Raw genomic sequence first — 14,389 nt, 5'->3', positions numbered from 1 at the left:
TCGTTGGCGCAGAATTGCCGCGCGCGGTCATTGCACGTTGCGCATCAGATGCGGGCCGGACGGATCGAGCGCCGACAGCGCGAACAGCGTTTCCGGACCGACGATACCGTCGGGCTTGATGCCGTAGGCCGTCTGCAGCTTGCGTATGCGGTCGGCCAGCGCATCGTCGAAAAACGCCGGACCCGCATCGCCGGCGCCGCCGTCCATGCGCGCGAGCTGCGCCTTGACCCAGGCCACTCCCGGCCCGGCATCGCCGTTGTGCAGCTTGGCCGGAATATCGTCGGGCAGGCGCCATAGGGCGACGAATTCACCGTCCCAGACGCTGGCGAGGTCGTCTTTGCCGATGCGGAAACTTTCGCCGGCGAGATTGAGTTGTATCTGGTCGCCGCTGACGCCTTGCAGCAGCGCCCACGCGTTCGCGTTCTCCCACTTGAGTGGCAGGATCAGCGGGCGATCGAAGCGCGCGAGCTGGGCGATCGTGCCGTGACCGCGCAGGCAGTTCATGCCGGCGAAGACGATGCTGCGGCAGCGCGCGGCGTCGCGCACCGTGGTTTCGGCCGAGGTCACCTGCCAGCGTGCGAGCAACTGCGTCCACGCGGTCAATTCGGAATCGGAGGAATTCTCGGCGAGCGCGGCGAGTCTCTTCTCGGCGGCATTTTCCTGCGGCGGCGGTGGCGTCGCCGCGGTAGCGGTCGTCGTCGCTCCCGCGGCCGGTGCGGGCGCCGGCGCTGCGGCGGTGGCGGCGGCCGATTCGGCCTTGCGCTGCTGGGAAAAATACGCGCCGGCGCCGAGTGCGATCACCGCGCAGGCCGCCGCGGCCCAGGGGCCGTAGTGGCGCAGGCGGTAGCGCACGCTGCCGGGCAAGGTCTCGTCGGCTGCGCGATCGACCAGGCGTTCGCCGATCGACGACTGTTCGCGTGCGTAGCCGGCCATCAGCGCGCGGTCGCCGATGATGTTGATCAGGCGCGGCACGCCGCCGGAGCGCTTGTACAGTGCGCGCAGGCCAAGGCGCGAGAACGGCGAGCGCAGCGCGCCGGCGATGGCGAGGCGGTGGCGCACGTAGGCTTCGGTCTCGTCGCGGTCGAGCGGGGTGAGGTGGTAGCGCGCGGTGATGCGCTGGGCAAGCTGGCGCAGCTCGGGGTCGTTGAGCTTGTCGCGTAGCTCCGGCTGGCCCAAAAGTATAATTTGCAGCAATTTCTGCGTCGGCGTCTCGAGATTAGTTAGCAGGCGCACCTGTTCGAGCGAATCGGTCGACAGGTTCTGCGCCTCGTCGATGATCAGCACCACGCGCAGGCCTTGCGCGTAGGCGTCGAGCAGATAGGCGTTGAGCGTGTCGACGAGTCCCTTGAGGCTGCCTTTCTTGTCGCCGATTTCGAGTTTCAGCTCGTCGCAGATCGATTCGAGCAGTTCGACCGGTGACAGGCGCGGATTGAGCACGAGCGCGACGCGCGTGTTCTCCGGCAATTGCTCGAGCAGCAGCCGGCACAGCGTGGTCTTGCCCGTGCCGACCTCGCCCGTGAGCTGCACGAAGCCGCCGCTGCCGCCTTTGCCGATTCCGTACAGCAGGTGCGCGAGCGCGTCGCGGTGGCGCTCCGACAAAAATACGTAGCGCGGGTCCGGCGTGATCGAGAAGGGTGCCTCTTTGAGGCCGTAGAACTCCAGATACATGCCGATACTTTACCCTGCGGCGGCACAAAAGTTCGTGATTTCGCAGTGGATTCGCGCTGCGCGAATGTGCAGACGGCGTGCGAGGTTTGCATTACGCGTGGCAACGAGCCGATACTCGCGCGCTTTCGAACGACCGTAGCCCGCATGACGCGACGAATCCTGATTTTGTTTCTTGTGCTCGTCGCCAGTTCGCTCGCCTTCGTGTTTTTCGGCGGGAATCCGCCTGTTCAGCAAGCGTCGAAGCCGGTGCCCGCGTCGGTGCCGGCCGGCCCGAAGCCGACCGCGTTCGGCTGGCCCGCGCGCATCGCCCTCGTCTCCGGTGATGGCATCGATGGCTTGCGCGACGGGCCCGTCGCGCAAGCGCGCTACTCCGACCCCTGGGGCATTGCGCTCGATCCGGCGGGCAATCTTTACGTCGCTGACGCCGGCGGCAGCAATCGCATCCGTCGCATCGGCGCGGACGGTGCGGTCTCTACTCTGGCCGGCGGCAGCGAGGGCTTTGCCGACGGGATCGGCGCGGCCGCCGCGTTCAACACGCCTTCGGGCCTTGCGCGCGACGCAGTCGGCAATCTCTATGTCGCCGATACGGGCAATCACGCGATCCGCAAGATCACGCCGCAGGGTCAGGTGACGACGCTCGCCGGCACCGGAAGCGCGGGCTACCGCGACGGCGCGGCGGCGCAGGCACAGTTCGATGCGCCGATCGGCGTTGCCGTCGACGCCGCCGGCAAAGTCTACGTCGCCGACACGTACAACGATCGCATTCGCGTAATCGGCACCGACGGCATGGTCAGCACGCTCGCCGGCGGCGACGGGCCGGCTTACGGCGACGGCATCGGCGCGGGAGCGAGCTTCGATACGCCGTGTGCGCTCGTCGTCGACCCGGCCGGCACGGTCTGGGTCGCCGACACCGGCAACGGGGCGATCAGGCGCGTTGCGCCCGACGGCAAGGTCGACACGTTTGCGCGCTCGACGACGCTCGGCGACAAAGTGTTGCTGCGCCGGCCGCTGAGCCTCGCACTGACCCGCGACGGCTATCTCTATGCCGGCGACATGGCGCATGGTCTCGTCCTGCAGTTCGCCCCCGATGCGCAGATGGCCGTGCTGACCGGCGCGAGCGGCGACGGCGACCGCTTCGTGCGGCCGGCCGGAATCGCGCTCGACGCGAATGGCGCGCTGCGCCTGAGCGATGCGGCGAGTCATCGCCTGCACGAGATACGGCCGGTGCCGGATGCGTCGGCGTCCACGCCGCCCGCGCCCGTCGGTCCGGCGCGCGATGCACCCGCGCCCGATACGCGCGGGCGCTGGCCGGTGCGGCCGCAGAACCTGCGTCACGAAATCGTCGGCACGGTCGGCGAGGCGCGCGGCGCCTACGGCGGCGACGCGCGCGATCATCTGCATGACGGCCTCGACATCCGCAACAACGTCGGCGCGGCCGTGCTCGCGATCGCCGACGCCAAGGTCGAAGACCCGTTGAGCACCTGGGGACTCGGCGAGCTGCGCGAAGGCTTCAGCCTCGACACACTGAGCTACATCCACATGCGCGTCGGGCGCAACCTCAAGGATGCGCCGCTCGATCCCGCGCGCTTCCAGTTGATCCGCGACGAGACCGGCGCGCTCGACCGCGTGCGCGTACGCCGTGGCACGCGCTTCGCCCCAGGCGACGTGCTCGGCACGACCAATGCGATGGCGCACGTGCACCTGACCTGGGGCAACTGGGGTTACACGCACAACGCAATCGCGCTCGGCTTCACCGATTTCGCCGACCACGTGGCGCCGCGCATCGAGAGCGTCCAGATCGAGAACGCCGACGGTAAGGCATTCACACAGAAGCGGCGCGGACGCGTGATCGTCCCGCGCGATGCGCGCGGCGTTGCGATCGTCGTCGAAGCCTGGGACCAGGTCGACGGCAACGAAGCGCGCCGGCGCCTCGGCCTGTACTCGCTCGGTTATCAAATCCTCGACAAGGACGGCAAAGCCGCGCCCGGTTTCGAGCAGCCACGCATGAACCTGATCTTCGATCGCATTCCCGCCGACAGCGACGCGACCAAGGTCGCCTACGCGGCGAACAGCGGCATCACCGTCTACGGCAGTGCGGCGACGCGCTTCCGCTATATCGCCACGAACACGGTGCGCGATGGCGGTTTCGCTGCGGGGTTGTGGAAAACGGACGAGCTGCCGGCCGGCGACTACATCGTGCGCATCTTCGCGAGCGACTATGCGGGCAATCTGGCGGTCAGAAACCGCGATGTTCCGATCGCGTTGATGGAGCCCGCGGATATCGAACCCGTTCCTTCGAAGAGCACCGGCAAGCGTCCCAAGTCGACAGCGAGGAAAGGACAATGAATGCGTGGAAACGGTTTTTCGCTCTCGGGCTCGTCGTGGCATTCGCCGCCGCGTTCAGTCCGGCGAGAGCCGCCACCGAAATCGCGGTCACGGTGGATGACCTGCCGGGTCATGCCCTCGATAAAGGCGATCGCGTGAAAACGGTCGAAACGATGCTTGCCGCGTTGCGCAAGCATCACCTGACCGGCGTGTACGGCATGATCAATGGCGGGCGCCTTGCCGATGAGCCGCAGGCGCGCCGCGTGCTCGAACTGTGGGTGGCCGGCGGGCAATTGCTCGGCAACCACACGTATTCGCATCTAGATCTCGTGAAGACGCCGTTGTCCGACTACCTAGCCGACATCGGCAAGAACGATCCGCTGCTGCGCGAATTGATGGGCGACAAAGACTTTCGCTACTTCCGCTTTCCGTTCCTCGCCGAAGGCGACACGGTCGAAAAGCGTGCCGGAGTCCGCCAATTCCTCGCGGAGCGGCACTATCGCATCGCCGAAGTCACGGTCGATTTTTTCGACTACGAATGGATCGCCCCGTACGAGCGCTGTCTGGCGAAACATGATACCGCGAGTATCGACTGGCTCAAGTCCAGCTTCATCGACAATGCGCGCGGCGCGGTCGATATCGCCGAACAACTGGCGACGCTCGATTTCGGGCGGCCCATCAAGCATGTTCTGTTGCTGCATCTCTCGCGGTTCAACGCGGACATGATGGACTCGTTGCTCACCGCGTACGAGCAGCGCGGGGTCAAGTTCATCGGCCTTGCCGATGCGCTCGCCGATCCGGCTTATCGATTCGATCCGAATCCGCTGGTGCCGCGCTCGTATACGTTTCTCAATCAGGTGCGCCGCGCGAAGCATCTGAACAATCCGCCGCAGGTGACGGCGCTGTACAACGCTCTGCCCGAAGACAAACTGGACGCGCTCTGCAAGTAGAAAGCGCGTTTACACGAAGCTAATCGGCAACCTCTTTTGCCGGTGGCTGTGCGGAGTAGCGCTTGTAGTGCCACTGGTACTGCGCCGGCGCCAGACGGATACAGTTCTCGACGCCGCGATTGAGCGCGGCGACGGCGGTCGGCAGATCGGCGTCGGCGATGCCGTCGGGCGCAGGCAGGAAATGCAGCACGTAGCCTGCGCCGTGCGGCAGGCGCTCGGCAAACGCGAACAACACCGTCGCGCCGGTGCGCTGGGCGAGGCGCGAGAGCAGCACCATGGTCAGCGCGGGCCGGCCGAAGAACGGCGCGAATTCGCCCTCGCCCTGCTTCGGCTCCTGGTCGGGCAGGATGCCGACCACGCCGCCCGCGGCGAGGCGCTTGAACAAGGTGCGCACGCCGGCGCTGCCTTCGGCGCGGACCTGCTCGGCGGCAAGGCCGCCGCGCGCGCGCACCAGCAGCGGTTCGAGTTCGGGCTGGCGCGGCGGGCGGTAGGCGATGGCGATCTTCGTGCGGCTGCACAGCCAGTAATTGAGCAGTTCCCAGCAGCCGAGGTGCGGCGCGGCGACGATCAGGCCGCGTCCCGACGCCAGCGCGGCGTCGAACAGCTCGCCGCCGCGTACTTCGTGCACCAGGGCGAGCGTGCGCGCGGGATCGCCGGTCCAGATTTTCGCGATTTCGAGGAAGGACTTGCCCGCTTCGCCGAGCGCCGCGTGAAGAAAATGACGCTTTTCCTCACCGAAATCCGTATTGATGCGAGAGAGAGTGTGCTCGGCCTTGCGTCGCATCGGATTGTCGCTGCGGCCGATCAGCCAGCCGAAGCCCGCGCCGAGCGCTTGCAACGTGCGCAGGGGCAGCAGGCCGAGCAGGCGCAGCAGGCCGTAGACGATCCAGATATACCAGCGCATGCGGAGGGCGACGATGAAAACACCGGATTGTAGCCGTTTGCGCCGGGTCAGATTGACCGCGCCGCGGCCAGCCGCGACCATCGCGCGGTCGTCCCTGGCCGCGGCCGCCGCCGCATCGGAAACCCATGATTGCCCTGATCCAGCGCGTCGCCGAGGCGAGCGTGCAAGTCGAAAACGAGATCGTCGGCCGGATCGGGCCGGGCCTGCTCGCCCTGGTCGGTGTGCAACCCGGCGATGGCGAGGCGCAGACCCAGCGCCTGCTCGACCGCGTCCTCGGCTATCGAGTGTTTGCCGACGCGGACGGGAAAATGAACCTGTCGCTGGCGCAGGCCGGCGGCGGGCTGCTGCTTGTCTCCCAGTTCACCCTCGCCGCCGATACGCGTTCGGGCATGCGCCCGGGCTTTTCCACTGCGGCGGCGCCCGCCGAAGGGGAACGTTGGTTCAACCGTCTGGTCGAATTGGCAAAAATCCGTCATCCGACAGTGGAAATCGGCCGTTTCGGTGCCCATATGAAGGTCAGTCTCGTCAACGACGGACCGGTGACGTTCTGGTTGGAGGCGCGCTGAGCGCGCCGGGATTCGGGATTGGAGATTCGGGATTAGGTAGAGCGCGAGCCCGCGTCTGCGCCCGGGCCAGCTTGCCGATCCCGAATCCCCAATCCCGGCCTCGCCTTGACACCCCTCCTATACTTTCCAGTCTTTAGCTTTAAGCCGCAGATTCCATGAACGTAGACGCCCGCAGCCAGCAACAGTCCGAAATCAAGACCCTGATCATCAAGGGTAAGGAACAAGGGTTCCTGACCTACGCCGAGGTCAACGACCACCTGCCCGACGACATCGTCGATCCGGAGCAGATCGAAGACATCATCGGCATGATCAACGACATGGGCATCGAGGTGCACGAGGTCGCGCCGGAAGGCGATTCGATCCTGCCCGAGACGCCCGTCGCGACCGACGACGAAACCGCGACCGAAGAAGCGGTTGCCGTTCTCTCGGCCGTCGACGCCGAAGTCGGCCGCACCACCGACCCGGTGCGCATGTACATGCGCGAAATGGGTACGGTCGAGCTGCTGACCCGCGAAGGCGAAATCGCCATCGCCAAGCGTATCGAGGAGGGCCTCGGCCAGGTCCAGTCCTCGCTCGCCAGCTTTCCGTGGTCGATCCAACTGCTCGTCGAGGAATACGACCAGCACGTCGAGGGCCGCAAGCGCCTGTCCGAAGTGCTGACCGGCTTCGCCGACATCGAAGTGCCGGGGCTCGAAGTCAATGAAGAATTGCTCGAGGCCGAAGAAGGCGGCGGCGCCGCAGCGAAGGACGATGACGAAGAAGAAGGCGAAGGCGGCGAAGAGGCCGGCCCCGGCGAAAGCGGCCCCGATCCGGCCGAGGTGACGCGGCGCATGGAGGAACTGCGCAGTCTGTACGTGAAGTTCCAGAAGAGCGCGGGCAAGATCGGCACCGAAGACAAGAAGACGCAGAAGATCCGCGACCAGATGGCCGAGGCTTTCCTCAAACTCAAGTTGCCGTCGATCATGATCGACGCCTTCGTGCGCAAGCTGCGCGAAGTCGTCGCCACCGTGCGTCAGCACGAGCGCGTGATCATGGACATCTGCATCAAGCAGTCGCACATGCCGCGCAAGGATTTCATCAAGGCGTTCCCGTCGAACGAGACCAATCCGAAGTTCGCCGACGACATCATCCGCAAGAAGCAGAAGTGGGCGTCGTCGATCAAGGCGCACAAGGAAGAAATCCTCGCCGAGCAGGAAAAGCTCGTCGCGCTCGAAAAGACGCTTTATCTGTCGCTCGCCGACGTCAAGGAAATCAACCGTGCCATGTCGATCGGCGAGGCCAAGGCACGCCGCGCGAAGAAAGAAATGGTCGAGGCCAACCTGCGTCTCGTGATCTCGATCGCGAAGAAGTACACCAACCGCGGCCTGCAGTTCCTCGATCTGATCCAGGAAGGCAACATCGGCCTGATGAAGGCGGTGGACAAGTTCGAATACCGCCGCGGCTACAAGTTCTCGACCTATGCGACCTGGTGGATTCGCCAGGCGATCACGCGTTCGATCGCCGATCAGGCGCGCACGATCCGCATCCCGGTGCACATGATCGAGACGATCAACAAGCTCAACCGCATCAGCCGCCAGATGCTGCAGGAAATGGGTCGCGAGCCGACGCCGGAAGAGCTGGCGGTGAAGATGGAGATGCCCGAGGACAAGATCCGCAAGGTGCTCAAGATCGCCAAGGAACCGATCTCGATGGAAACGCCGATCGGCGACGACGAGGATTCGCATCTCGGCGACTTCATCGAGGACACCAGCATCGAATCGCCGGTCGATGCGGCGACGGGCACCGGCCTGCACGAGACCGTGCGCGACGTGCTCGGCGGCCTCACCCCGCGCGAGGCCAAGGTGTTGCGTATGCGCTTCGGCATCGACATGAACACCGACCACACGCTCGAAGAGGTCGGCAAGCAGTTCGACGTCACCCGCGAGCGCATCCGCCAGATCGAAGCCAAGGCGCTGCGCAAGCTGCGTCACCCGAGCCGTTCGGAACAGCTGCGCTCGTTCCTCGATCTCGAGTAAGCAATTCGACGAAAGCCGACAAAAAAGGCCGCAATGCGGCCTTTTTTGTTACCCCGAGTTTTGCTTCGCTCAGAAGCGCCACTCGCCGTTGACCGACAGCGCATTCACGTCGCTGCCCGCGACGCGGAAGTGCGTGTAGTTCAGGCCCACGCTCGCGTTGTTGCTGAAGTCGTAACCGAAACCGACGCCGCCGTAGCTGCCCGTGCGGTCATCGCTGTACGAACCGTAGCGCGAGGAGAACGAGAGGTCGGCAAAGAACGCGCCGAGGCGCGCCGACGCGTACCAATTCGGCGTGAAGTTGTAGTGCAGGTTTCCGCCGAGCGTCCAGCCCTTCATCTTGGCCTTGGCGTCGGCCCAGCCCGCGTCGAAATCGCCGAGCTGCACATAGCCGCCTTCCGCGCCGATCTTCAGTGCCGGGGCGATCTGCCAGCGATAACCGCCGTTGACCGCGAACAGATTGCCGGAATCCAGGCCGCTCTCGTCCAGCTTGGCATGCCCGATATCGCCGCCGACGAAAAAGCTGCCGTCGGCAGTCTGCGCGGCGGCCGGATTGGCGACGAGAATCGACGCGGCCAAGACGCTGGCCAATAGAACTTTCTTCATTACTCCAATACCTCTTGTGTGTTTATGAGAATCGCCGGGAACTGTCCCGACGACACGACCGGGCGGGGCGGCCCGATCGAGTCTCGTGCGCGCGGCCGCTCCGGGCCGCACGCAAAAGCGCGCGGATGGTAGGTGGCCTTGGGGACGGTGGTCAATCGAAGTTTGCGCGGGCGCCGTAGGCGGCCGCGGGCGAAAGCGCGAAAAACGCGCGGCGGGTCAGGTGCGCAGAGTGAACGGTGTGAACTGCGTGTCGCGGTCGAAGTAGTCCTCGTTTTCCGCGCGTTTGAGCGCGGCGACGATGCGGTAGGTCAGCGGCGTCGCGAGGATTTCCCAGACCACCTTCATCACGTAGTTCGACACCATGACCGCAAACACGAGCTTGGTGTCCCAGACGCCGAGAAATGCGGTCGGGTAGAACACGAGGCAGTCGACACCTTCGCCCGCAATGGTCGAGCCGATGATGCGCGACCACAGCGCATTGCCGTTGGTCCACAATTTCATTTTTGCCAAAGTATACGAATTGACGAACTCGCCGAAGAAGAACGCGGTGATCGAGGCGAACACGATGCGCGGGGTCTGGCCGAAGATCGATTCGTAGGCTTCCTGGCCGTGCCAGCCCGCGGCCGGCGGCAGGGCGACGACGACGCTCGCCATGATCGAGGCGAAGACCAGCGCGGCGATGCCGGACCAGATCACGCGGCGCGCACGCGCGTAGCCGTAGACCTCGGTGAGGATGTCGCCGAACACGTAGGAGATCGGGAAGAACAACACGCCGGCGCCGAAGCTGAGGTCACCGATCACCGGCAGATGCACGTTCGCGACTTTGGCCGGCCCGATCAGGTTCGAGCAGAGAATCGTGCAGACGAAGGCGCCGAGGATCAGATCGTAGTAGCGGTAGCTGCGCGGCGCAGGGCGGGATTCGGACATGGCGGCGTGTCGGGGCGAGTGTGGCAGTAGCATGCCGGCTGATGACATTTTTCGCCAGCCGTAAGGTTTCGCGCCGGCGCTCCGTCTACTGCAGGAGGGCCGCCGTTGCACCGCGCCTTTCGTCCGCCCCGGAGACTTTCGCATGAAACGACTGCTGCTGATTTGCCTGCTCGCCGCCGCTGCAAGCTTGTTCGTGCAGGCTGCGTTCGCACAAGAAACCGCCCTGGCCTGGCAGGGCAAGACCGCGGACGGGAAAACGGTCCGCTTCGATCCGCAGCATTTGCCGCGGCCGGCAGTTCTGCTGTTCTGGGCGACCTGGTGCCCGTATTGCGAAGCATTGATGCCGTACGTGCAGAAGGTCTACGCCGCCGCGGGCGCGGGCAAGCTCGACGTCTACGCGATCGACATCAAGGAAGACGGCGACCCGGTCAAGACGCTGCGCGAGCGCAAACTGAGCTTCACTTTGATTGTCGACGGCGACGCGATTGCCGATCAGTACTCAGTCAAAGGCACGCCGGGACTGTTCCTGGTCGATACGCACGGGAAAATCATCTACCGCCGCAGCGGCGGCGATGCGCCCGAGAAAGTCGAAACGGCCCTGCGCGAGAAACTTCATCTCGCACGATGACGTCGCAACGCGCCGATAAGCGGCGTCGCGCGATTTAGTGTGCGACGAACAGCGGCACGTCGCTGTATTGGAACAGATGGCGCGTGGCGCCGCCGAGCACGAGTTCGGCGATGCGCGAATGGCCCCAGGCGCCCATGACGATGAGGTCGGAGCCGGCCTTGTGTGCGGTGTCGAGGATGCCGGCGCCGTAGCCGCTCGTGGCATCGAACTTGCGGAACTCGGCGTTGACGCCGTGCCGCGCGAAATACGCGGCAAGATCGAGCGAAGGCAGATGGCGGGCGCCGACGAGACTCATCTGTTCGGCGCCGTCGAGCACGAGGACTTGCTTGGCCTGACGCAGCAGCGGCAGCGCGCCGTGGACCGCGCGCGCGGCTTCGCGGCTGTGGTTCCAGGCGACCAGAACGCGTTCGCCGACGCTGGCCGGCTTCAATGTTTCGGGGACGACGACGACGGGAACGCCGGCGCCGAATACGGTGCGCGAGACGATGCCCCAGCCGATCGGTGCGTCGGCATTCAATTGCGGGCGCTCGGCGACGACCAGATCGCACCAGCGTGCGGCGTGACAGATCGCCTCGACCGGTTCGCCCTGGGCGACGAGCCAATCGCCGGCGACCCCGGCCGCCACGAGCCGCTGCGCCCAGCCTTCGCGCTGGGCGAGTGCGGTGCCGTACAACTCGTCGGCCTCCTGCACCTGGAACACGACGGTTTCGAGCGTCGAATACGCGACCGTGCCGAGTGAGGCGACGTAAAGACCGGAGACGTGGGCGTCGAGTCTCGGCGCCAAAGCGAGTGCGACATTTGCGGCGAGCGAATCGCCTTCGTAGCGGCGCACGTGAACCAAAATATCGAAGCGAGCCATGATTCATCCCCTCCGCTTTCGCAATGACTGATAGTTTACGCTTATTAGCTAGGACGACGTTGAAGCAGCTCAAGTTCCGATCTTCGCCGCGCCGATCTGCGCTACCTGGTCTGTTCAGGTTGTTTCGGTATTATCGAATCTCCACCCCGTTCGAGGAGTAGGTCATGGGTTCACGAATTCTCGCTGCATTCGCCGTTGCCGCCGTTGCGTCCGCCGGTCTGTACGCCACGCGCGTCGAAGCAGCCGGCAAGACGGACTGCGAAATGCGCTTCAACCTCTCCGGCTGGTCGGCGATCTATAAGCACGCCGAAGGCCACGGCACGATCACCTGCGACAACGGCAAGACCTTCAACGTCAACATCGTCGCGGTCGGCGGCGGCCTGACCGTCGGCAAGTACCGTGTGGAAAACGGCAAGGGCAAGTTCGCCGAAGTCACCAATACCGACCAATTGTTCGGCAGCTATGCGCAGGCCGAAGCACAGGCCGGTGTGATCAAATCCGGCACGGCCCAGGTGCTGACCAAGGGCACCTCGACTCTGGCCCTGTCGGGCGCGGGTGAAGGCATCGATCTCGGCATTTCGTTCGGCAAGTTCACGATCTCGCGGGCGCAGTGACGAAAAGCGCTTTTGACACGAAGTAACACGGACCGACACGGATAGGGCCGATAAACATTTCTGTTTGCGTAGCTCTATCCGTGTTGTTCCGCGTCTGTCTGCGTCCGGCCCGGCCATCTCGGGCATGGGCGCGGTGACGGGTCCGCTGCTTTATCCGCATCCGCCGGCCCTTGATTTTCTTCCGCGCCGAATTGCTGCACACTTTGCAGCATGGCGAAAATCCTCACGATCGAAGACGACCCGCTGACCGCGCGCGAAATCGTCACCGAGTTGGCGAACAACGGCAATGAGGTCGACAGCGTCGGCAATGGCCGCGAAGGCCTCAAGCGCGCCCTGACCGGCGCCTACGACGCGATCACCCTCGACCGCATGCTGCCCGAGCTTGACGGCCTGACCCTCGTCACCGAACTGCGCCGCGCCGGCGTGGACACGCCGGTGCTGATGATCAGCGCGCTGTCCGACGTCGATGCGCGCGTGCGCGGTCTGCGCGCGGGCGGCGACGACTATCTGACCAAGCCGTTCGCGCCCGACGAGATGGCCGCGCGCGTCGAAGTGCTGCTGCGCCGTCGCCGCGTCGCCGCGCCGGAAACCCATCTTTCCATCGGCGATCTCGATCTCGACCTGATGACGCGCACGGCGAAGCGCGGCAAGGTGTCGCTCGAACTGCTGCCGATCGAATTCCGCCTGCTCGAATTCCTGATGCGCAACTCTGGCCAGGTGCTGACGCGCTCGATGATCTTCGAGGCCGTCTGGGGCTACCACTTCGACCCGGGCACCAACGTGATCGACGTGCACATCGCGCGCCTGCGCCGCAAGGTCGATCCGGAAGGCCTACCGCCGCTGATCCACACCGTGCGCGGCATCGGCTACCGCATCGGCGACAGCCGCTGAGCGAACGCGGCGATGACCAAACTCGAGACTCCTCCCGTCGCGCCGCCGCTGAGCGAACGCTGGCGTTCGAGTACGGCGCGCCTGATCATGATCTACGGCGGCTTCTTTCTCGCCTGGACCGTGCTGCTGATCGGCATGATCAACTGGCAGACGGCGACCTATCTCGAACACATCGTCGACAACATCCTCGTGCAGCGCATGCACTATCTCGCTTCGATCGAGCGCGATCGCCTGCCGACCATTCTCGCTGCGACCAGTTCGCTCGATCTGCCCGGCACGATGTCCTCAGGCTTGTTCGATTCGGGCGGCGGCTATCTCTCGGGCGAGATCGACAAGCTGCCTGCCGACCTGCCGCAGGACGGCTTGGTGCACGAGCTGCCGAGCGGGGTCGAGCACATCAACGGCATGCCGAGTTCGCATCCGCGCGCGGTAGCCTGGCGTCTCGACGACGGCAGCATCCTGCTGCTCGTGCGCGACTACTGGACCGTCGACCGGGTCGGCAAGATCATCCGCAACAGCCTCGCCTGGGCGCTGACCCTGGCGCTGATTCCCGGCCTGCTCGGCGGCTACCTGCTGAGCCGCGGGCCGCTGCGCCGCGTGCGCCGCATTGAGACCGCGGTCGCACCGATCATGCGCGGCGATCTCGGTGTGCGCCTGCCGATCTCCGACCGCCGCGACGAAGTCGACATGCTTGCGAGCATCGTCAACCGCATGCTCGACCGCATTGAGAATCTGCTCGGCGAAGTCAAAGGCGTCTCCGACAACATCGCCCACGATCTGCGCACGCCGTTGACGCGTCTGCGCGCACAGCTTTATCGCTTGCAGCGCGAGACTCCCGGCGACGACACGCGCACCGCGACGATCGAGCGCTGCATCGCCGACACCGACAGCCTGCTCAACCGCTTTCGCGCCCTGCTGCGCATCTCCGAGCTCGAGGACATCCGCCGCCGCGCCGGCTTCGGCGAGATCGACCTGCGCGAGAAGCTGGGGCGCGTGCACGAACTGTATGCGCCGCTGGCCGAGGACAAGCACATTGCCTTCGCGCTCGACACGCCGGCCGCGCTCGCCGCGGTCAGCGCCGACGGCGATCTGATGTTCGAAGCGATCTCCAACCTCGTCGACAACGCGATCAAGTTCACCCCGGCCGGCGGCCGCATCGTATTGCGTGCGGTGGATGGGAAAACCGGGCCGCGCATCGACGTGATCGACAGCGGTCCCGGCATTCCGCTCGCGGAACGCGAAGCCGTGCTGCACCGTTTCTATCGCACCAAGGCCTGCCGCAACGAGCACGAATGCGAACCGGCCGGATTCGGCCTCGGTCTGTCGATCGTCTCGGCGATCGTCAAACTGCACGAGTACCGTATCGAGATTGCCGACAACGACGGCGTGCCGGGCACACGCATGACGATTTTCTGCGCGGGCGATTCAAGCTGACGTTT

At 65.2% G+C, this 14,389-nt stretch carries 13 protein-coding genes; 8 read left to right on the top strand and 5 right to left on the bottom strand.

The genetic code is table 11. From position 1 onward, the window contains the following. Positions 1-27: 27 nt before the first annotated feature. Complete coding sequence (locus FFS30_RS16850) at positions 28-1,668, bottom strand: ExeA family protein (protein WP_137914338.1); 1,641 nt, start codon at positions 1,666-1,668, stop codon at positions 28-30. A gap of 144 nt (positions 1,669-1,812) precedes the next feature. Between FFS30_RS16850 and FFS30_RS16845 the strand changes: the two genes are divergently transcribed. Both FFS30_RS16845 and FFS30_RS16840 read left to right on the top strand, forming a co-directional pair. Then, positions 1,813-4,014, top strand: coding sequence for an NHL repeat-containing protein (locus FFS30_RS16845; RefSeq protein ID WP_137914337.1), 2,202 nt, complete (start codon positions 1,813-1,815; stop codon positions 4,012-4,014). Next, positions 4,011-4,943: a polysaccharide deacetylase family protein gene (locus FFS30_RS16840; protein WP_137914336.1), complete on the top strand. Its 933-nt coding sequence runs from the start codon at positions 4,011-4,013 to the stop codon at positions 4,941-4,943. The genes FFS30_RS16845 and FFS30_RS16840 overlap by 4 nt, the downstream gene beginning before the upstream one ends. 19 nt (positions 4,944-4,962) lie before the next feature. Here FFS30_RS16840 and FFS30_RS16835 read toward each other — a convergent pair whose 3' ends face one another. After that, positions 4,963-5,847 carry a lipid A biosynthesis acyltransferase gene (locus tag FFS30_RS16835; RefSeq protein WP_137914506.1) on the bottom strand — a complete coding sequence of 295 codons (885 nt, stop codon included), beginning with the start codon at positions 5,845-5,847 and terminating at the stop codon, positions 4,963-4,965. Positions 5,848-5,972: 125 nt separating this feature from the next. On the opposite strand from FFS30_RS16835, the gene dtd reads away from it, so the two are divergent. After that, entirely contained in the window at positions 5,973-6,413 is a 441-nt protein-coding gene (gene dtd, locus FFS30_RS16830) for a D-aminoacyl-tRNA deacylase (RefSeq protein ID WP_137914335.1), read from the top strand. 155 nt (positions 6,414-6,568) lie between these two features. Next, positions 6,569-8,428, top strand: a complete 1,860-nt coding sequence (rpoD, locus tag FFS30_RS16825; protein ID WP_137914334.1) for an RNA polymerase sigma factor RpoD — start codon at positions 6,569-6,571, stop codon at positions 8,426-8,428. A gap of 69 nt (positions 8,429-8,497) precedes the next feature. Here the strand turns inward: rpoD and FFS30_RS16820 are convergent, their stop codons facing one another. Beyond that, complete coding sequence (locus FFS30_RS16820; RefSeq protein ID WP_137914333.1) at positions 8,498-9,031, bottom strand: porin family protein; 534 nt, start codon at positions 9,029-9,031, stop codon at positions 8,498-8,500. 216 nt (positions 9,032-9,247) lie between these two features. Next, positions 9,248-9,958, bottom strand: a complete 711-nt coding sequence (locus FFS30_RS16815) for a queuosine precursor transporter (protein WP_137914332.1) — start codon at positions 9,956-9,958, stop codon at positions 9,248-9,250. Between the two features lie 142 nt (positions 9,959-10,100). On the opposite strand from FFS30_RS16815, the gene FFS30_RS16810 reads away from it, so the two are divergent. After that, positions 10,101-10,586 (top strand): TlpA disulfide reductase family protein, encoded by a 486-nt coding sequence (locus FFS30_RS16810; protein WP_137914331.1) that lies wholly within the window; start codon positions 10,101-10,103, stop codon positions 10,584-10,586. A gap of 34 nt (positions 10,587-10,620) precedes the next feature. On the opposite strand, the gene FFS30_RS16805 is transcribed toward FFS30_RS16810, so the two are convergent. Next, positions 10,621-11,445, bottom strand: coding sequence for a universal stress protein (locus FFS30_RS16805; RefSeq protein WP_137914330.1), 825 nt, complete (start codon positions 11,443-11,445; stop codon positions 10,621-10,623). Between the two features lie 164 nt (positions 11,446-11,609). On the opposite strand from FFS30_RS16805, the gene FFS30_RS16800 reads away from it, so the two are divergent. From FFS30_RS16800 to FFS30_RS16790, 3 genes are all read left to right on the top strand, one after another. Continuing rightward, positions 11,610-12,059 (top strand): hypothetical protein, encoded by a 450-nt coding sequence (locus FFS30_RS16800; RefSeq protein WP_137914329.1) that lies wholly within the window; start codon positions 11,610-11,612, stop codon positions 12,057-12,059. 210 nt (positions 12,060-12,269) lie between these two features. After that, positions 12,270-12,950, top strand: coding sequence for a response regulator transcription factor (locus FFS30_RS16795; RefSeq protein ID WP_137914328.1), 681 nt, complete (start codon positions 12,270-12,272; stop codon positions 12,948-12,950). Positions 12,951-12,962: 12 nt separating this feature from the next. Then, on the top strand, positions 12,963-14,384 hold the full coding sequence (locus FFS30_RS16790; protein ID WP_137914327.1) for a HAMP domain-containing sensor histidine kinase: 1,422 nt from the start codon (positions 12,963-12,965) through the stop codon (positions 14,382-14,384). Positions 14,385-14,389: the final 5 nt, after the last annotated feature.

This window comes from Rudaea sp. 3F27F6 (assembly GCF_005503555.1).
GTDB lineage: Bacteria > Pseudomonadota > Gammaproteobacteria > Xanthomonadales > Rhodanobacteraceae > Rudaea.
This window is presented reverse-complemented; position numbering and strand designations above follow the sequence as displayed.